Origin of the sequence: Bacillus sp. FSL L8-0199 (genome assembly GCF_038005705.1) — a bacterium.
GTDB classification, from domain to species: domain Bacteria; phylum Bacillota; class Bacilli; order Bacillales; family Bacillaceae_G; genus Bacillus_A; species Bacillus_A cereus.
The window spans coordinates 205196-224505 of the sequence record NZ_JBBOTS010000003.1 but is presented as its reverse complement, the minus strand read 5'-3'; the positions used below and the strand labels follow the sequence as shown (position 1 = coordinate 224505).

Sequence of the window (19310 nt, the reverse complement as noted above, 5' to 3'; positions counted from 1 at the left end):
AATGTGAAAATTAGGGGGATAATAGAGCATACAAAGTTGGTAATAAACCTTAGGGAAAGGAGGGAACGAGATGAGAAATTTCTTTGAAGAAAAATATACAAATTTAGAATTTAAAAGAGAACTAATAAATATTATAAGTAAAATCAGTGAATATAAAGGAGCAATATCAGCATATCAAACTCAAAAACCAGAGATATTTAATCTTTTGGAAAAGAATATATCACTGCAATATATTAAAACTTTTCCTAATATATATGAAAAGTTTACATTCTCAAATAAACAGTTAAAAAAATTAGTTGATCATCATGCTAGCCCTCAAACATTGGAAGAGGACGCTTTATTTTGTTATTGCAAAACATTAGAACTTGTGCGAAAAGAAAACCACAAATTACCTATTAAACCGCAAACAATTCAAGAATTGCACTTCCAATTAATGAATTATTCAACTTCTGAAAGTGGTAATTGGAGAAAAAGCGAACTTGTATTATCTTCTGTTCCAAAGTTAAAAGATCAATTTAAATTACGTACAGTTGTTTTATATGATATGGTTCCGCAATATTTGTATCATCTATGCGAACAATATAATGCATTAAGGGCTAAAGGGAATTTTCATCCGCTCCTACTAATTCCTCAATTTATCTTAAATTTCCTATGTATTTATCCATTTAATAAAGGGAATGGTAAGTTAGCAAAAATATTAATTCAATGGTTATTAATTGAAAGTGGATTTACATTTGTAAAATATACATGTATAGATAAATATTTCAAAGAATATGAATCAGATTATTATGATGCTCTGTATAAATCTGCAGCTCACTGGTATCAAGGCGATCATAATGTAGTTTTCTGGATGAAAATTTTTTTAGATATTGTTTTAGTTGCATATAAAGAATTATATTGTGTAATAAAAAATTGTATTAGCACTCATACTAAAAGAAAAAGAATTGAAAAATACATAGACAGACAAGATAATCCTTTTACTAAAGAAAATATTCGAAACATGTATCCAGACATAAGTGAAAGTACTATAAATAAAACATTACACGCTTTAAATTCACAGGGATACATTAAATTAGTTTCTAAAGGTAGAAATGCAACATGGATAAAGCGTAAATTAACTTAGGGTAAAAAACTAGAACACTGGCAAATAATAAACAAGGAGAACCCAAAAAGGGTTCTCCTTGTTTATTATTTGTTAGACTAATGTATCTTTTAGAAAGATAAAGAAGTAAAATAGACTATTTATTAATTGCAATCTAATCATAAAAATTTGTATCACATCTTTAAGAAAGACTGGTCTACTCGTTATGATTTTCTAAACCAAATTGTCCCTTTTTACGCATAGTGTAATAAATAGGGAGGCCGAGTGCAGTTAGACCTATTCCACATAAAGCTAGCAGAGGTTGAGTGAATAAGGTATTAATAACAATGAACAATCCGCCAATAATAGCAACTAATGGTATAAAAGGATACAATGGAACTTTATAAGGTCGCACAAGTTCGGGTTCCCTTTTTCGTAAGATGAATACAGCAAGGAATGTCATTGTGTAGAATATCCATATTACAAATACCAACATATCAGTAAGAGTATTGAATCCGCCGACGGCCATCATAATAATTGAAATAAATAGCATAAATAGACCAGAATTATAAGGGACCCGACTATTTTTAGATAATGTAGCAAACCATTTACTAAATGGTAGTTTGTTCTCAATAGCCATGGCATAAGGAATTCGCATTCCTGTCATAATATAACCATTAATCGTTCCAAATACGGAAATTAAAATGCCAATGGTAACTAGTTTTCCTCCCATAGCTCCAAAAAGAATTGTAGCTACTTGAGAAGCGGGTGTATCAGTACCTGCGAGTGATGTTGCAGACATGACCATTAGAAATGCGACATTAATTAATAAATAAACAACCATTACTGTTGATAAGCCTAATACGATTGCTTTAGGCAAGTCTTTTTTAGGGTTTTTCATTTCTCCAGCAATATTCCCTACATGAATCCATCCATCATAGGCGAACATTGTTGCGAGTAAACCAGATCCAAGGGCAGATATCATAGATTTGTTCGGCCCTGCCTCAATTGGAAAAAGCTGAAAAGTAACGTCACTTTTGTGTAGTAATCCAAAAATAATAATCAATGCTAATGGAACCAATTTGCATATAGTCGAAGCCATTTGGATTCCACCAGCTGCTTTAGCTCCTAAAAAGTTCATAAGAGTTACAAATGTTGCTGTGATAATTGCAATTGCGATAATTAGCATTTTGTGTTCATTAACATTTAGGCCAAATAAACTAACCGTTTGTGTCCCGAAAATAATAGCAAGAGCTGCAATATTTGCAGGGAAGTATATGACAGTTTGTGCCCAGCCAAGCAAGAAAGCAGTTAAGTTTCCATAAGTCCTCTTTAAATATGCCATCATTCCCCCCGTTTCAGGAATAGCGGCAGATAGTTCAGCAGCAGTTAGTCCTGCGCAAACGGTCAAGATACCACCAATTACCCATGCAAGTAATCCTAGGCTAGCTGTTCCTGTTACTCCATATAATGCAGTGGGCTTGAAAAATACTCCGGCGCCGATAACGGTACCAATAACTGTGGTTAATGCTGCAAAGAAACCAATATCCTTTTTTAGTTGTTGTTGTGACAAAATAATCACTCCCAATTAGAAAAATATATAAATTCTCTTATGAATTCTTTATCCTGTTTGTTAAATTATTTGATAGTATATCCTGTATCCATACAAATAGCCGCCCCTCATCCTTACCAGCTATAGAATTTGAATACATTTCAGATACTAAATATAAAAGAAATTAAACGTATAAGTAAAGAAAGTTCAATTTCGCCTCAAATCATGTGAAAATTTTCACATGATTTGAGGCGAGTAAAATTCCATGAATTATACATTAAAAGAAATTCTTTAATTTAACCCGAAACATGAAGTTAAAAACGAGATTTCTTTTATATGAATAATAAGAATAAATGAGGTATTTTAATATTGTGATATAGTAAAATAGTAAATCGAAATTCAAAAGAGAAGATATATTCTTGTGAAGAATATCACAAAGTATTGAGGGATTCAATCATATTTTCGATATAAAATATAGAAAATCAACTAAATAAAACATTTTGTGAAATGTTTCACAAAATTGTTGACCTCTTATTTTTACTAATGGTATCTTGTAGGTGCAATCCAATGTTATAAATTAAATTATATTTGAAAAATATTGTAAGGGTGAATATTTAGAATCTTATATTTATCTGACAATAATTAATTTAATTTATAACTCACTCTAAAAAAGGATGTGTAGATATGAAAATTGGTGTAGTGAAAGAGATAAAAAAAGGGGAAGCTCGTGTAGGGATGACTCCAGAAAATGTTCAAAAATTAGTTTCAGCTGGAAATGAAGTTTTAGTACAAAAAGATGCTGGATTAGGTTCTGGTTATACAAATGATGAATATATAAATGCAGGAGCAAGCATAGTAAATCAAGGCCAGGCATGGGATGTTGATATGGTAGTAAAGGTAAAAGAACCACTACCTGCAGAATACCATTACTTTAAAAAGGATCTAATTGTTTGGGGCTTTTTACATCTGGCTGCGTCGAAAGAGTGTGTAGAAGCAATGAGAAATGCTGGTACTACTGCGATTGCTGGTGAAACTATTAGTGAGGATGGAAATTTAGCATTATTAAAACCTATGAGTGCAATTGCTGGAAGACGTGCGGTATTTATGGGAGCTTATTATTTAGAAAAACAACATCAAGGAGAGGGGATTTTATTATCAGGTATTGAGGGAATCCCAGCCGGAAAAGTTGTAATCCTAGGTGGAGGGAATGCTGCAACTAATGCCTGTGATATGGCAATTGGAATTGGATGTAGTGTTACAATCCTAGAGGTTAATCAAGAAAGAATTGCATATTTAAGAAAGCAATACGCAACAGAAGAAGTAAATATAATTGAATCTAATACTGAAAATCTAGAGCGAACGATTAAAGAAGCAGATTTATTTATTTCAACAATTTTAATACCAGGATCTCGCCCTCCTAAAATTGTTAAAGAGTATATGGTTCAATCTATGAAGCCAGGAAGTGTCATTGTGGATATCGCAATAGATCAAGGTGGTACAGTAGAAACTATTGATCATTATACAACTCATGATAATCCTGTATTTATTAAACATGACGTAATTCATTATGCAGTACCAAATATGCCTGGTGCCACCCCACGTACTTCAACTATGGCGTTGGCAAATGGAAATATTGAGTATTTACTAGCAATTTCTAAAGATGGATTAGAAAATGCAATTCAAAATAAATCATCATTAGCATCTGGGGTAAATGTATATAAAGGTATTATTACCTACGAAAATTTAGGTATGACGCTAGGTTTGGACTTTAAAGAATTGAAAGAAGTGTTAGTATGATTACCAAAAAAGTATTGTTAGATATCACTGACATTAAAAAAGCCAAAGAAATTCTTGATGTAAATGCCCGAAAAACACCTTTGGTTAAATCTTTCTATTTAACTAGTAAAACGGGTGGAGAAATTTATTTGAAGTTGGAAAATATGCAGTTAACGGGTTCATTTAAATTTCGTGGTGCATTTAATAAAATTTCCCAACTAACAAATGAAGAGAAAGAACGTGGTGTAATCGCTTGTTCAGCTGGAAATCATGCACAAGGTGTTGCATTATCTTCCCATTTACTGGGAATCAAAAGTAAAATTGTGATGCCAACCTCTGCACCGCAAGCTAAAGTGGATGCGACGAGAGGATATGGTTCTGAAGTTATTTTATACGGTGATACGTTTGATGATGCAAAAGCGAAGTGTGAAGAGATTATAAAAGAAACAGGCGAAACATACCTACATCCATATGATGATGTAGAAGTAATGGCTGGCCAAGGGACAATTGGGTTAGATATTCTGGATGATATGTGGGATGTTGATACTGTTATTGTACCTATTGGTGGAGGAGGAATTATTTCAGGAATTGCTGTAGCGCTGAAATCATTTAATCCTTCCATTAATATTATTGGGGTTCAAGCAGATAATGTTCATGGAATGAAAGCTTCTTATGATGCGGGGAGAATTTTAGAACACTATGAAGCACCAACAATAGCGGATGGTTGTGCGGTAAAAATACCAGGAAATTTAACTTTTGAAATTGTAAAAGACCTAGTAGATGAAATTGTAACTGTATCGGAAGAAGAATTAGAAGTAGCGATGAAAGACTTATTGCAACGCGGAAAGGCTGTCGTAGAAGGAGCGGGAGCGTTAGCCACAGCCGCACTTCTGGCAGGCAAAGTTGATAAATATGTACAGGGTAAAAAAGTAGTAGCGGTTATTTCAGGTGGCAATGTGGATTTAAAACGTATTTCAACTGTATGTGAGCATTTCTTTGTTGCCAATGAGGTAAAATAACGATTGAATAATCTTATAAAATAAAATTATTTTACTTAAGGGGAGCTAGGAGACGATATCTTAGCTCCTTTTTTAATAAATGGAGGCGTGTGTTATGGCCAACTTATTTAGGAAAAAATCAGTAAGGAAATTATTAGAAGATGGTGAAAGTAAGACTTTGACAAAAACATTGGGAGCATTTGATCTTACCATGCTAGGGATTGGTGCAATAATTGGTACAGGAGTACTTGTATTAACTGGATTAGTAGCCGCAAGAGATGCGGGTCCAGCAGTTATTTTTTCATTTATGATTGCTGCAATTGTTTGTGGGTTTGCAGCCCTATGTTATGCGGAAATCGCATCTGCTCTTCCAGTCTCTGGTAGTGTATACACCTATTCATATGCGACGATTGGTGAGTTTGTAGCCTACTTAATGGGATGGACTTTATTGTCTGTATATATAGTTACAACTGCCGCAGTAGCGGGTGGATGGACAGGCTATTTTCAAAACTTATTAAACGGGTTTGGGATTGAGATACCAAAATCACTTTTAACAATTCCAACACAAGGTGGAATCGTTAACTTACCAGCAGTAATCATTACTTTGTTATTAACTTGGTTATTATCAAAAGGAACGAAAGAAAGTAAGCGAGTGAATAACGCAATGGTATTAATAAAAATTGGTATTGTTGTTTTATTCATTTCAGTTGGTATATTTTACGTAAAACCAGAAAACTGGATCCCGTTTGCACCTTATGGTATAAGCGGAATCTTTGCCGGAGGAGCTGCAGTATTTTTTGCCTTTTTAGGATTTGATGCGTTAGCAACGTCTGCTGAAGAAGTAAAAAATCCACAACGTGATTTACCGATTGGTATTATTGCTTCGCTCGTTATTTGTACAATTATTTATGTTATAGTTTGCCTTGTTATGACTGGTATGGTTTCTTATAAGGAATTAGATGTACCAGAAGCAATGGCCTACGTATTAGAAGTTGTAGGACAAGATAAAGTAGCGGGTATAATCGCAATTGGAGCTGTAATTGGTATTATGGCTGTAATTTTCGCTTACATTTATGCAACAACACGTGTATTCTTTGCGATGAGTCGTGACGGTTTATTACCAAAATCGTTTGCGAAAATTAATAAGAAGACAGAAGCACCAGTATTCTCAACTTGGTTAACAGGTATTGGTAGTGCTTTAATTGCTGGATTTATCGATTTAAAAGAATTATCGAATTTAGCGAATATTGGAGCGTTATTAACATTTGCGATGGTTGGTGTGTCAGTTATTATTCTTCGTAAAACACATCCAAATTTAAAACGTGGTTTCATGGTACCACTGGTACCAATTTTACCGATTATTTCAATAACATGTTGCTTATTTTTAATGGTAAATCTACCTTTAAAAACCTGGGTTTATTTCGGCATTTGGTTATTTATAGGGATAATAGTATATTTTATGTATTCTAAAAGACATAGTCAATTAAACAAACTATAAATGAGATATATTAGAGACAAAAGTTATCACGACCTACATGTTTGAGCAAGTAGGATCCTTCTCTTTTGGGAAGTACCTTTTCTTTTTATAAAAAATTCAATTAAAAGAACTTGAAAGTTTATGTTATACGTAAAAAAGCGAATCTATTTTCAAAATAGATTCGCTTTTTTATCTCCTAATAACTTAAAAAATTAAACTGAAATAGAAAAAGGAATTAATTATTCGGATGATAGTAAATGTCTTAGTGATTTCAATGTATATATGACAAATCAATTTGTATTTATTTCCTTGATAGGATTTTACATAATATTAATTTTTTGTGAATTATTAATCTGAAAATAATTTGATTTAAAGTATTATTCATACGAAATGAATACCTTTATGTAATTTATTTGATTTATAAGATAGTTAAGAATACCAAATCAAAACATAAAAGCTCATTATTGATTGATATTTTATAAAGTTGTATTAATATGTGTCATAAAATAATATCAAAATATAATTATAAATAGAATAAGGGAGGACTATGTAAAAAAGTAATAAATACAAGTTCATGAACTGTTTTTGCACGTAAGTACATGCTAAAGAAACCAAAACTATTAAATTGATCAAGGAAATGAGAGGGAGATACTATGGGGAATAAATCAAAGTATAAAACCAAAAGAATACTAGTAGCTACTGCAACATTAACTATAATTGCTTCTGGAATGACTTCTTCATCAGATGTCTTTGCAGAGGAAACGCAGCAGCAAAAAAATTTATCGACATCACTGCAAAGTGAAAAATCAGTTAAATCAGAAAATAGAACATTTACAGTCCCAGGAAAAGGGGATGTTGAGGTACTGAAACAACAGGAAAGAAAAAGTATGGCATTTAGTCCATATGAACCAACTGGTTTATATGCAAAGCCAAATGAACAAATAACGATTAATGTGGAAGGTAATCAAGATATTCAGGTATATATTGGAACGTATTCGTATGATGCTTCTTGGAGAGAAGATTCAAAGATAAAATCATTTACATTAAAACCTGGTATAAACACAATCCAATCTCCAAATGGGGGGATGATTTATTTTTATAATAAACAACAAGGTGGTACCATTCGAACAACAATTACAACAGGCGGAACGACTACGCCTTTCTTTGAACTAGGAAAGCATACGAAACAAGATTTAATTAACATGCTGGACCAATATCCAAATGCACATGCAGTGGAGTTAAAAGGCGAACGTGTATTAATTACGGCCACCCCTGCACGTGTTAAGAAATATTTGTTGGGTTCTAATACAGATCCTGTACAACTCTTAAAAAAGATGGATGAAGCTACTCGAATTCAAGACAAAGTAGCTGGATTATCTGAAGAACAAGTAGATAAACATTATGTTCATTACGTAGAAGAAAATCATTCTCCTGATTATTATATGTATGCAACTTCTTATCGAACAGCATATGTAGGAGATGCAATCCAATACGTGTTAGATATTAATAAATTTATAACAGATGGCTGGGGCCCTTGGCATGAGGCAGGACATTTGAGACAACAATCGCCCTGGAAGTTTTATAATATGACAGAAGTACAAAATAATATATACAGCCTTTCTGTAGAAAAAGCATTTAATCAACCATCCAACTTAGAGAAAAGTGGAATTTATCCAAAAGCATTTCAATATCTAGAGCAAGGGAATAAAAATTATGATGAAATTAGCGATGTTTTTGTAAAGCTTGTTATGCTTTGGCAACTACAGTTAGCGTATGGAGAGGATTTCTATCCTAAATTGCATCAATTGTATAGAGACATGCCTTCAAGTGAACTTCCACAAACCGATGAAAATAAAAAACAATTATTTATGATTTCAGCATCAAAAGTAGCCAAACAAAATTTGATTCCTTTCTTTGAGAAGTGGGGATTACGTCCAAATAACGATACCATTCAAAAAGTAGCTGCATTAGGATATCCAATTTTAACAGCAGAGATTTGGAAGGGGACGGATTCTAATCCAATTAAACCAGATATACCTAATGTAAATAATATTTTAGAAGGAAACCAGTTTGCATGGTCGCTGAAAGGGATTGGAGATTTTGAATTCGCAAAAGTAAATTTAAATAAATCAACAGAAGAAATGCAAATTGATTTAAAAGCAGGTGTACCACATAACTACTTTGATAGTACATATGCAAGTATTAAAGTGCAAAACACATCAGGTAAAGTGGTCTATAATAAAGAGATTTATGGAAACAAACAACAAAATGCTGAATCGCAAAAAGTTTCGGTCAAGGTAGGAGACTATATAGAGTTAACACATCTAGAAGGTGTGCATAGAGCTACTCTCACAAATGTAGATAATAGTAAACAAGAGAGCTTTGGAAAAAAAGCCATATACGAAGTTACAAAAGAAGGTCTAAAGAAAGTAGAAAAAATGCCAGAAACAACAGTTTTAGATGGAAATCAATTTGCATGGTCATTAAAAGGATATAGTGATAGAGAAATTGCAAAAGTAAATTATGATAAAACAGTAGAAGAGATGAAGGTAAAACTAGAAGCAGGTGTACCCCATTCCTACTTTACTAGTACGTATGCGAGTATTAAGGTCCAGAATGCTTCTGGCAACGTTCTGTACAATAAGGAAATCGTGGGAAATAAACAACAAAATGCTGAAAGCCAAACTGTGCCCGTTAAAATAGGGGATTACATTGAACTTACTCATATAGAAGGGGAAGCAACAAAGGAAAAGACGCGAGCGACTTTAATTAACCTTGAAAATAACAAAAATGAAACCATTGGAAAGACAGCAAGATATCAAGTTACAAAAGAAGGCCTGAAGAAAGTAGAAAAAATGCCAGAAACAACAGTTTTAGATGGAAATCAATTTAACTGGTCTTTAAAGGGATATAATGATCGAGAAATCGCAAAAGTAGAGTATAACAAAGCAACAGAAAAAATGCAGATTAAATTAGAAGCGGGTATCCCCCATTCCTATTTTACTAGTACGTATGCAAGCATTAAAGTTCAAAACTCATCGGGCAATATATTGTACAATAAAGAAATTGTAGGAAATAGACAACAAAATGCTGAAAGCCAAACCGTTCCAGTTAAGGTAGGGGATTATATCGAGTTTACTCATATAGAGGGAGAAGCACAGAAGGAAAAGACCCGTGCCACACTTACTAATCTTGAGAATAGTAAACAGGAATTTGTAGGCAAGAAAAAAACATATCAAGTTACTCCTACAGGATTATTAATAAAATAGATAAAAAGGATGTCTAAAAAAATAGAATTTTTTTAGACATCCTTTTTTATTATTAAAAAATGCTAATTATTAATAGTGATATAGGATGAATTCTATAGCCCACTAACTATTATATATACTCAAAAAATCAAGTTATAGCTAATGTTCCAAGGATTGACACATCTATTCTTAGTTAATCATGTTATACTTTTCACAAGTGAAATGCTACAATATCAAATCCTAGTTTTATGACATCCTTCTGTTGCCACGGTTTATAAAAGGTCAATTCCAATGGGATTGACTTTTTATAGTTGTAGCACAAAGTTATAAACGCCCATATTTATTATAAGATAAATGTTGTAATTTCACGTACCGTATTTATGAATGTATAAATAATTACAATATGAAGAACTAAGGTATATGATTGTGATTTTTTTCACAAATATATACCTTAGTTCTTCAAAATTATTTCAAAAGGAGGTTATAAACAATGAAAAGAATTATAACACTGAGCACTTGTAAACTGCAAGATACTATAAAACATGGTGGGTGTGGTGCATGTCAGACATCTTGTCAGTCTGCTTGTAAAACCTCATGTGGAGTTGCAAATCAAAAGTGTGAAAATACAATAAATAGATAGGAAACAAGTAGTATTGTACTCAGTTATATTTTATATGGGCGGCAATCTTTATGAAAAAGGAGTTTGATTATCCAGTATGATTCATCAATATAAATTAAATGGATACAATATCGTGTTAGATACTTATAGCGGTTCGGTACATGTCGTTGACGATCTTGCTTATGAAATAATTATGCTATATGAGAATACTCCTATGGTAGAAATCCTGTCAATGATGCAGGAAAAGTATAAATATGATTTCCACGTTTCCGAGAAGGAAATTCGAGAAACAATTGCAGATATTGAAGAACTAAAAAGAGATGGGAAGCTTTTTACCGATGATGATTATAAGGACCTTTCAATTGATTTGATAAATCGTCCCACTTATGTGAAGGCTCTTTGCCTTAATGTTGCGCATACATGTAATCTGTCGTGTGAATACTGCTTTGCTAGCCAAGGAAAATACAATGGAAATAGGGCCATCATGAGTTATGAAGTTGGAAAAAGAGCCATCGATTTTCTATTAGAAAACTCAGGTAATCATCAAAATCTCGATGTTGATTTTTTTGGTGGGGAGCCACTCATGGCGTGGAAGACTGTCAAACAGATTGTCGCCTATGCAAGAAATAAAGAAAAAGAGTACAAAAAAACTTTTCGTTTTACCTTTACTACAAATGGTATGCTGCTTAATGATGAAATTACTGACTTCTTGAATCAGGAAATGCACAATGTTGTATTAAGCCTTGATGGAAGAAAAAAAGTTCATGATTATCTACGTAAAACTGTCAATGGGAAGGGTAGCTACAATCATATTGTTCCAAAGTTTCAGGAATTTGTTGAGAAGCGTGGAGATAAAGAATATTATGTACGTGGAACCTATACCCATAATAATGTCGATTTTACCAATGATATTTATCACATCGCTGATCTAGGTTTTAATAAGATATCAATGGAACCCGTTATCTGTAATCCAAGAGAACCATATGCGCTCGGTGAAGAAGATCTTTTGGAAATTTACAATCAATATGAAATTCTCTCGAAGGAAATGCTAAACCGTGAGGAAAAAGGAAGCGGTTTTACTTTCTATCATTACATGCTTGACCTTTCAGAAGGTCCATGCGTTCAAAAAAGAATTTCTGGTTGTGGTTCTGGGACTGAATACCTTGCTATTACCCCATGGGGGGAGATATTTCCTTGTCATCAGTTTGTTGGGGAAGAAGAATATAGTATGGGGAATATCTGGGATGGCATTACAAAAACAGAGATACAGTCTCAATTTAAGAAGAGTAATTGCTATTCAAAAACGGAATGTCAGGAATGTTGGGCACAGCTTTACTGTAGCGGCGGTTGCCCAGCTAATACAATACATGCAACGGGTTCCCTTAAGGGAACACATGAGTTCAGCTGTAAAATCTTCCGCAAGAGGATAGAATGTTCTATGATGGTTAAAGTAGCTCAATCCATTAGAGCTATGAAGAAGGAAGAACAAGCCATAGTTCAGTAAATACAAAAGTGCACAAGCGTTGTTATAGCATAAATTTATAAAGATAGTTACAAACAAAACTTCTTTAGTCCAATTTAGAATAAATGAGTTTAAAAGAAGATAGCCATTTGTAAGGGCTATCTTCTTTTGTAAAAAATATACAATTTATTCAATTATTTTTTCGATAACAGGCATAACAGCGATTGGTGGAATAGAGTGAGTCCATCCTACGGAAAATATATTTAGTTTTTCACCTACGCTATAGTTATCTTTGCTAGTAATAGGAACACGTAAAATTTTATTCTGAGAAGCTAATTCCCACCAATTATTTTGATAAGAAAGTGCCTCCTCTTTTGTATTAGTGTCAGCTACAACCAAATAATTATCATCTGCTGAAATAACATATCCAGTGAAAGGTATTTGTATTCTTACTTGTTCTTCCTTAATAGGAGTAGGATTACTTATAGAATCTGCCGAAGTAGGAGTTAATCCGAAAGCTAATCCACATCCTAGCGTCAGAGTGGTAACCACTGTTACTAATTTTTGTTTTTTTGAAAACATAATATAAATCCCCCTTATATTTTATCCGTACACCATCACCTTTCTATTTTTTTATATAGAAAGCCTTTTTAAATCCCTACATTTAACAATTATGTCACAAATAATCCATTATTTTTTTGAATAGGTATTATTTAAAGATAATATATGTTATAATTCACCAAATTAACTATTAATTGTACCTTTATCTTCTAGTGAACCTATATTTTTGAAAAGAATGATAGCGTTATCTTTTGTAAATGTTCCTATTTGCATGATTACCTAATTTTTATGTACAATAAAGAAAAGAGAGTTTCTTAGACAGGAAGAGGAAAGTCATGACCAAGTCATTAGTAAATTTACGAATTGATTTTGCTTTTAAGCAATTATTTGGGACAAGTGGTAGTGAGGATATTCTTATCACATTTTTAAATGCCATGCTAAAGAATTCATTAGAATCACCTATTATGTCACTACAATTAGAGGATCCACATTTACATCGAGAACACGAGGATGATAAATTATCAATTTTAGATGTCTCAGCCACATTAGACACAGGTACTAAAGTAAACGTAGAAATTCAGCTGAATAATAATCACGACATGATTAAACGAAGTTTGTATTACTGGGGTAAATTATATACTTCACAGTTACAAAAAGGGATGCCTTACAGCTCTCTTAGTAAAACAATTACTATTAATTTGTTAAACTTCGTACTTTTTCCCGAATATGAGGAATTTCATACAACGGGAAAGCTATGGAATGTACAACAGCAAAAGCAGTTTAGTGATGATATAGAGATTCATGTTATAGAGCTTCCTAAATTAATGGAACAATGGCGGGAAGAGAAGGTTAATCCGTGGGAAGATTCATTTGTTCGTTGGCTGTTATTACTTCCGGCAAATGAAGATGAACACTTAACTCAAACATTGGAGGACATTGCGATGAATCAAGATCCGATTTTACAAAAAGCAATGAATAAGTGGGAGCGAATGAGTCAAGATTCGACTTTCAGACAAGCCTATGAAGCGAGGGAAAAAACCCTAATGGATGAAGCTGCAAAGTTTGCTCATGCAGAGGAGCAAGGAATCAAAAAAGGTATTGAAAAGGGTATTGAAGAAGGGAAAAAAGCCGAGCGTATACAATTGGTATGTGGTATGTATAAAAACGGAATGTCTGTAGAGGATATTGCGAAATTTACGAAGTTACCTATAGAAGAAATAAGAGAAATTATCCAATTATAAATAAAAAAGAACACCTACAGCATTTTTAGGTGTTCTTTTTTATGATCAATAATGCCCATAATTATTAGTTGATGTATCGTCAGGAAAATAAGAATTTACAACATTAAATATTTTTTAAAGAACTATACATGGATGCTACGCTAAATACATGCTCTATATTCCATCATAATATTGTTAATAATTGTTTGGACGGGCAAAATCTCTTTGACTTCATTTACTCGTGCACCTGCGAAAACAAGACCATTTTCACAATCACCATCCATAGAGGTTATCAAAGAATCTAGCGTGCAGAAACGATAAGAACAGTTTTTTAAGCAATTTATACACTTTTTTATTTTTATTTTTTTATTATTATCAGCTATTAATTTAGTAAAGTTATTTTTTACCGCACGACCTTGGAGACCGACAGTTGTTTTGACTAATATAGTATCTTCTAATCGAGCATTTATATATTTTTCCTTAAAGGATAGTGGTGCGTCACACTCATTACTTGCAACGAATCTTGTCCCCATTTGCACACCAGATGCACCCATTTTTAAGGCACGAGCAATATCTTTCCCGGTCATAATTCCTCCAGCAGCAATTACGGGAATTTCGACTGCTGCAACTACTTCCGGTAAGATATCGAATAAAGGTCGCTCGGTACCCAGATGTCCTCCTGCTTCATGCCCCTCTACTACAACAGCGGCTGCACCTAATCGTTCAGATAATTTAGCGAGTTTGGCTGAGGAAACTATTGAAATAACTGGTATGCCGGCATTTTTCCCCCAAGTATACATATCTCGCGAAATGCCAGCACCAGATATGATGAAATCAACTTTTTCCTCAATGGCTGCTTTCATTTTTTCAGCAAAATCATTCATTGCAAAAAGGACATTTACTCCAATATAACCAGTATTCCGAATCTTTTCTTTCGCCTTCCTAATATGCATTCTCATTTCATCTATGGAAATACCAGTTCCTGATATTATCCCAATTCCTCCAGCATTTGCAACTGCAGATGCAAGTTTACTTAATGAAATGCCTACGCCCATTCCTCCCTGTAGAATTGGGACCTTTGGCATCATATGCCCGATTTTTAATTGTGGAAAGTTCAAGTAAATACCCCATTTCATTAATGTTATTAGAGTAGATCTGTTAAACCCCTTCAGTTTAACACGGTGTTTGGAACAAACACAGGAAATTAATACCTACTACTAGTAGTTTGTGATGTTTTTTGGTGGTTTTCACAAAATGTTCGAATAGTGCGCTATAAATTTTAGAATAATATCAAATGTATATTAAGGCTTCTGGATAAAAAACAACGAAATTTAGAATTTCTAATAAAAATGTCTTTAAAGAATTGATTTGTCAAAAATGAAGTGGGATGTAATCATTAATTATTTTAAGCGGGGATATGAACAGAGCTAAATAGAAATTTATCTCCTTTTTAATAAAAGTAATTTTTGTATTATAAGTGTTAAATAATCAATAGTTATAAAGGGGAAAATCTATGTTTTTAGTAATCTACACGATTGGATTAGAGACAATTAGATGTGTAGTACATTCTAGAAGTTTTAAATATCAATATTCCAAAAATCCTGATAATCAATATGCTTATCAAATTTTTTTAGTATTCTAATGATTTTAGTTGCAGATGTTAAAGTGGGAATACGATCCTTTTTATTTGCTAAATCACTTATCAGAGATTTACTTAATCCAGTTCTTTGTACAAGCCATTGTTGTTTGATTCCTCTGTGATCTAAATAATCACCAAATGGAGTTCTTTTTTTTCCTAGACCAAACATAAAGAATCCCTCCTAATTAAGAATGATGTATAAATAGCTTGTACAAAATTCCATAAATTTAAACTTTTGTCCATAAATATGGAATTATAATTTAGAACAAAGCATAGAATAATATAAATATAATGAAAAAATATGGAATAATTTTGAGGAATCTAGCATTCATAGTAATAGCTACCAGTTGCTGATACACTATCCTAATGGCAACTTGTTGCAAAGGGTATTACTAAAATAAAAAAATCTGAAACTCCTTATGCCAGAAGGGGTTTCAGATTTTTTCTTTTTTAGGTCTTTGATTTGTAGATACGTATTTTATAGATTATGATGCATAATATGGCGAATGATTAGAATGGATTAGCCGCTTATATAGTTTGATCGACCTTGTCACTAAGAAAATAGCTCTGTTTTAGATATGATGAAAGGAAATACTAACAAAAAATGTGAAATAAACAGATCAAATAATGGACGTTTAAAAATTTAGCCGCCTTTCGGTGGTTTTTTATTTGTGCTTACCGTGTGGGGACTAGATGTATTGGGAGTGGTAAATGTGAAGAAGAAAAATAACCACATTGTTATTCCATGAAAGAGGCTTATTTTCCAGTTATAGTTTTTCATCCTATACTGTGGTTATAAATGGAAGGTGTTATCCCATGTTTGTATGCATTTCCCTAGTTAATCAAGTTGGTGACTAAATTTATTCTATTAGTATTTCGTTTGTCCTCATTCACTATTAAATGGACTACTTCTTATCAATCTTCAAAATAAATTAAGTATTTTAACTTGTATTCCAGTTTTTCTTACCTATTTTAACGAAACACCACATATACACTCCAGATAAGCCCTAATATCTCTAGATAAACTCCAGATAAGCTTCATATAGACTCTAGATAACCTATATAAAATACAAATTATCAAGGAGGTAAGGAAAAATGAACTTTATGAAACGTGCAATTCTCAGTATGAAAAAAAGAGTCGGGACATCATTAATTTTGATGGCGGTCTTTCTGATTGTTACAAATTTAGTATTGGCCGGATTCGCAATTCAAAATGCATCAAAAAAAGCTGCGGATGCAGCAAGAAAAAAATTAGGTGCAGATGTCACTTTAGGTCTTGATTTTGATAAATTAGGTCAACAAACTAGGGAAACTGGAGAGATGCCTAAGCCACCAAAGCTCAACATTAAAGAAGCAGATCAATTAGCGAAGTCCAAGTATGTAAAAGATTATAATTACATAACCAATACTTTCGGAATTTCGGATGGATTTAAACTAGTAGGTGCTTCAGAAGGAGAAGATGAAGGAAAAGGTAGAGTTGGAATGGTGGCAGCAGCGGGTGGATCAGGTTCGGGCTCAGAAATAGATATGAATTCTTCTCTTATGATAGAAGGAGTTCGTAAAACTGTATTACAAGAAAATTTTAAAAATGGAAAAAGTAAAATCATTGATGGGAAACCAATTACAGAAAAGATGAAAGATCAGAATGTAACTTTAATGGAAAAACGATTAGCGGAACAAAACAATTTGAAAGTAGGAGATAAGATTAAAATTCAATCAGGGGATAAGAAGCAAACTCTTGAATTTGAAATTATTGGTATTTATGAAACAAATGAGCAACCAATGGGTCAGCATGCTCCTCCTATGATGGATCCAGCTAATAAGCTATATATGCCTTACTCTACTTTAAAAAAATTAGAAACAGATGACGGTATGGGTAATAGTTTTCAAGCCGTGTACTTCTTGAACGATCCACAATACATTGATGGATTTAAAAAAGAAGCAAAAAAATCTGATATTGATTTTAATTATTTTAAGTTAGATGCACATGATTCGTTGTACAAACAAATGATTGGTCCTATCGAAAATATCGCTTCTACTTCTCAAATGATTATCTATATGGTATCTATTGCAGGTGCAATTATCTTAGGATTAATTATTATGTTATCGATTAAAGCACGTCGTAAGGAAATGGGAATTTTATTGTCCATTGGAGAGAAAAAATGGAAACAGATGGCGCAGTTCATAGTAGAAGTAGTATGTATCGCTATTTTAGCATTTGGATTATCTCTAACAACAGGAGCTAAAGTTTCTCAATTCGTAGGGGATAATTTACTTTCGAGTGAAGTTGCTACAGCAGGCGAAGAAACAGACACTTCACAAAATGGGGCTGTAATGGTGGCTGGACCAGGTGGAACTGTACAAAATCAAAAAGAGGATCCAATAGATAAAATTAACGTAAGTGTAACAGGAGAAGACGTAGGGAAAATGGGAGGGATTGGACTAGCTATTGCTATATTAGCAACTATTTTGCCAGCATTATCTATTCTACGCTTAAATCCAAAACAAATTCTTTTAAAAGATGAATAAGGAGGCTCGATATGGAGACGATTTTACAATTTAAAAACTTAGATTATTATTATGAAAGTAACGGAAAAAAAGTAAAGATACTAGATAATGTTAATTTTTCTTTTCAAAAAGGGCATTTCTACACGATTTTAGGACCATCTGGATCTGGTAAAACCACCACGCTTAGCTTAGGTTGTGGGCTTGATATACCTAAAAATGGTTATGTACTTTATAATGGCAAGGATATTCGAAAAATTGGTTTGGATCGATACCGTAATCAAAATGTATCCGTAATTTTCCAATCCTATAATTTAATTACCTATATGACTGCCATTCAGAATGTACTAACGGCAATGGAAATTACAGGTGTAAAGGTGAAAAATAAAAAAGCAAGAGCATTAGAATTATTAGAGAAGGTAGGACTCACAGAAGTAGAAGCGAAAAGAAATGTCTTACAACTAAGCGGTGGACAACAACAACGTGTAGCAATTGCCCGAGCACTATCTTGTAATGTTGATTTATTGATTGCGGATGAGCCGACAGGAAACCTTGATGAAGAAACAGCAAATGACATTATTGATTTGTTCCAGGAGCTCGCTCATCAAGAAAATAAATGTGTAATTGTTGTAACGCATTCTCAGGAAGTTGCAAAAAAATCGGATCGAGCTGTTTATTTAAGTCAGAAAAAATTAGCAGTAAAAGATGCACCTAGCATCTAAAAAACAAATACCACGACTAGAAGAGTGTGTGGGGTATGGAAATCGTGAAAATGATAAATAACTAGTTAATTATTTTCCGAAAAAATATATGATTAATTTAAAAAGGAATGGAGATAAAAATCTCCATTCCTTTTTAGATAGATAATTAAACCTTATTTAACAGCCTCTTTTAAAGCTTTTCCAGCTTTAAATCCAGGTACTTTTCCTCCTGGGATATGCATTTCTTCGCCCGTTTGGGGATTGCGACCAGTACGTGCAGAACGCTTACGTACTTCAAATGTACCAAATCCAATTAACTGTACGGATTGCTCTTTTTGAAGAGATTGCGTAATTTGATCTAGGATAGCTTGTACAGATACGGTAGCCTCTTTTTTAGTAAGTGATGTTTTCTCAGATACTTGGTTAATTAGTTCTGTTTTATTCATTATGAACCTCCATTAAATAATATTT

The 19310-nt window shown here is 33.0% G+C and carries 15 protein-coding genes; 10 read left to right on the top strand and 5 right to left on the bottom strand.

Annotated elements, in window-relative coordinates; translation table 11 throughout:
* The first annotated feature begins 70 nt into the window (after positions 1–70).
* Positions 71–1123 (top strand): Fic family protein, encoded by a 1053-nt coding sequence (locus NST86_RS31385; protein ID WP_086423967.1) that lies wholly within the window; start codon positions 71–73, stop codon positions 1121–1123.
* A 175-nt stretch (positions 1124–1298) separates the two neighbouring features.
* Here the strand turns inward: NST86_RS31385 and NST86_RS31380 are convergent, their stop codons facing one another.
* The gene (locus tag NST86_RS31380; protein WP_000082761.1) at positions 1299–2654 is read right to left on the bottom strand and encodes an APC family permease; all 1356 of its coding nucleotides are present in this window, start codon (positions 2652–2654) and stop codon (positions 1299–1301) included.
* Between the two features lie 663 nt (positions 2655–3317).
* Here NST86_RS31380 and ald point away from each other — a divergent pair.
* From ald to scfB, 6 genes are all read left to right on the top strand, one after another.
* Positions 3318–4430 (top strand): alanine dehydrogenase, encoded by a 1113-nt coding sequence (ald, locus tag NST86_RS31375; protein ID WP_000690461.1) that lies wholly within the window; start codon positions 3318–3320, stop codon positions 4428–4430.
* Positions 4427–5428 carry a bifunctional threonine ammonia-lyase/L-serine ammonia-lyase TdcB gene (gene tdcB, locus NST86_RS31370; protein WP_029442949.1) on the top strand — a complete coding sequence of 334 codons (1002 nt, stop codon included), beginning with the start codon at positions 4427–4429 and terminating at the stop codon, positions 5426–5428. The genes ald and tdcB overlap by 4 nt, the downstream gene beginning before the upstream one ends.
* Before the next feature lie 94 nt (positions 5429–5522).
* A complete protein-coding gene (locus NST86_RS31365) occupies positions 5523–6905 on the top strand; it encodes an amino acid permease (protein WP_061660510.1) in 1383 nt (460 codons plus the stop codon).
* 632 nt (positions 6906–7537) lie between these two features.
* Entirely contained in the window at positions 7538–10153 is a 2616-nt protein-coding gene (locus tag NST86_RS31360) for a putative mucin/carbohydrate-binding domain-containing protein (RefSeq protein WP_332278807.1), read from the top strand.
* A 469-nt stretch (positions 10154–10622) separates the two neighbouring features.
* Positions 10623–10772 carry a six-cysteine ranthipeptide SCIFF gene (scfA, locus tag NST86_RS31355; RefSeq protein ID WP_000821352.1) on the top strand — a complete coding sequence of 50 codons (150 nt, stop codon included), beginning with the start codon at positions 10623–10625 and terminating at the stop codon, positions 10770–10772.
* A 76-nt stretch (positions 10773–10848) separates the two neighbouring features.
* Entirely contained in the window at positions 10849–12255 is a 1407-nt protein-coding gene (scfB, locus tag NST86_RS31350) for a thioether cross-link-forming SCIFF peptide maturase (protein WP_000581826.1), read from the top strand.
* Positions 12256–12399: 144 nt separating this feature from the next.
* Here the strand turns inward: scfB and NST86_RS31345 are convergent, their stop codons facing one another.
* Entirely contained in the window at positions 12400–12795 is a 396-nt protein-coding gene (locus NST86_RS31345; RefSeq protein ID WP_000491772.1) for a DUF3221 domain-containing protein, read from the bottom strand.
* A gap of 314 nt (positions 12796–13109) precedes the next feature.
* On the opposite strand from NST86_RS31345, the gene NST86_RS31340 reads away from it, so the two are divergent.
* Entirely contained in the window at positions 13110–14015 is a 906-nt protein-coding gene (locus tag NST86_RS31340) for an Rpn family recombination-promoting nuclease/putative transposase (RefSeq protein WP_000167466.1), read from the top strand.
* Positions 14016–14155: 140 nt separating this feature from the next.
* Here the strand turns inward: NST86_RS31340 and NST86_RS31335 are convergent, their stop codons facing one another.
* Positions 14156–15130, bottom strand: coding sequence for an NAD(P)H-dependent flavin oxidoreductase (locus NST86_RS31335; protein WP_000871005.1), 975 nt, complete (start codon positions 15128–15130; stop codon positions 14156–14158).
* 441 nt (positions 15131–15571) lie between these two features.
* Positions 15572–15802 carry a helix-turn-helix domain-containing protein gene (locus NST86_RS31330; RefSeq protein WP_000467331.1) on the bottom strand — a complete coding sequence of 77 codons (231 nt, stop codon included), beginning with the start codon at positions 15800–15802 and terminating at the stop codon, positions 15572–15574.
* A gap of 926 nt (positions 15803–16728) precedes the next feature.
* Here NST86_RS31330 and NST86_RS31325 point away from each other — a divergent pair.
* A complete protein-coding gene (locus NST86_RS31325) occupies positions 16729–18162 on the top strand; it encodes an ABC transporter permease (RefSeq protein ID WP_340935243.1) in 1434 nt (477 codons plus the stop codon).
* An 11-nt stretch (positions 18163–18173) separates the two neighbouring features.
* On the top strand, positions 18174–18860 hold the full coding sequence (locus NST86_RS31320; RefSeq protein ID WP_000447832.1) for an ABC transporter ATP-binding protein: 687 nt from the start codon (positions 18174–18176) through the stop codon (positions 18858–18860).
* Between the two features lie 152 nt (positions 18861–19012).
* Here NST86_RS31320 and NST86_RS31315 read toward each other — a convergent pair whose 3' ends face one another.
* Positions 19013–19285 carry an HU family DNA-binding protein gene (locus tag NST86_RS31315; RefSeq protein ID WP_001043922.1) on the bottom strand — a complete coding sequence of 91 codons (273 nt, stop codon included), beginning with the start codon at positions 19283–19285 and terminating at the stop codon, positions 19013–19015.
* Between the last annotated feature and the right edge of the window lie 25 nt (positions 19286–19310).

Excerpts from the sequence above, each read along its gene's own strand:
- ald (WP_000690461.1), top strand. The coding sequence starts at position 3,318 with ATGAAAATTGGTGTAGTGAAAGAGATAAAAAAAGGGGAAGCTCGTGTA.
- NST86_RS31325 (WP_340935243.1), top strand. The coding sequence starts at position 16,729 with ATGAACTTTATGAAACGTGCAATTCTCAGTATGAAAAAAAGAGTCGGG.
- NST86_RS31330 (WP_000467331.1), bottom strand. The coding sequence starts at position 15,802 with ATGTTTGGTCTAGGAAAAAAAAGAACTCCATTTGGTGATTATTTAGAT.
- NST86_RS31340 (WP_000167466.1), top strand. The coding sequence starts at position 13,110 with ATGACCAAGTCATTAGTAAATTTACGAATTGATTTTGCTTTTAAGCAA.
- NST86_RS31335 (WP_000871005.1), bottom strand. The coding sequence starts at position 15,130 with ATGAAATGGGGTATTTACTTGAACTTTCCACAATTAAAAATCGGGCAT.
- NST86_RS31365 (WP_061660510.1), top strand. The coding sequence starts at position 5,523 with ATGGCCAACTTATTTAGGAAAAAATCAGTAAGGAAATTATTAGAAGAT.
- scfA (WP_000821352.1), top strand. The coding sequence starts at position 10,623 with ATGAAAAGAATTATAACACTGAGCACTTGTAAACTGCAAGATACTATA.
- NST86_RS31385 (WP_086423967.1), top strand. The coding sequence starts at position 71 with ATGAGAAATTTCTTTGAAGAAAAATATACAAATTTAGAATTTAAAAGA.
- NST86_RS31320 (WP_000447832.1), top strand. The coding sequence starts at position 18,174 with ATGGAGACGATTTTACAATTTAAAAACTTAGATTATTATTATGAAAGT.
- NST86_RS31345 (WP_000491772.1), bottom strand. The coding sequence starts at position 12,795 with ATGTTTTCAAAAAAACAAAAATTAGTAACAGTGGTTACCACTCTGACG.
- NST86_RS31315 (WP_001043922.1), bottom strand. The coding sequence starts at position 19,285 with ATGAATAAAACAGAACTAATTAACCAAGTATCTGAGAAAACATCACTT.
- NST86_RS31360 (WP_332278807.1), top strand. The coding sequence starts at position 7,538 with ATGGGGAATAAATCAAAGTATAAAACCAAAAGAATACTAGTAGCTACT.
- scfB (WP_000581826.1), top strand. The coding sequence starts at position 10,849 with ATGATTCATCAATATAAATTAAATGGATACAATATCGTGTTAGATACT.
- tdcB (WP_029442949.1), top strand. The coding sequence starts at position 4,427 with ATGATTACCAAAAAAGTATTGTTAGATATCACTGACATTAAAAAAGCC.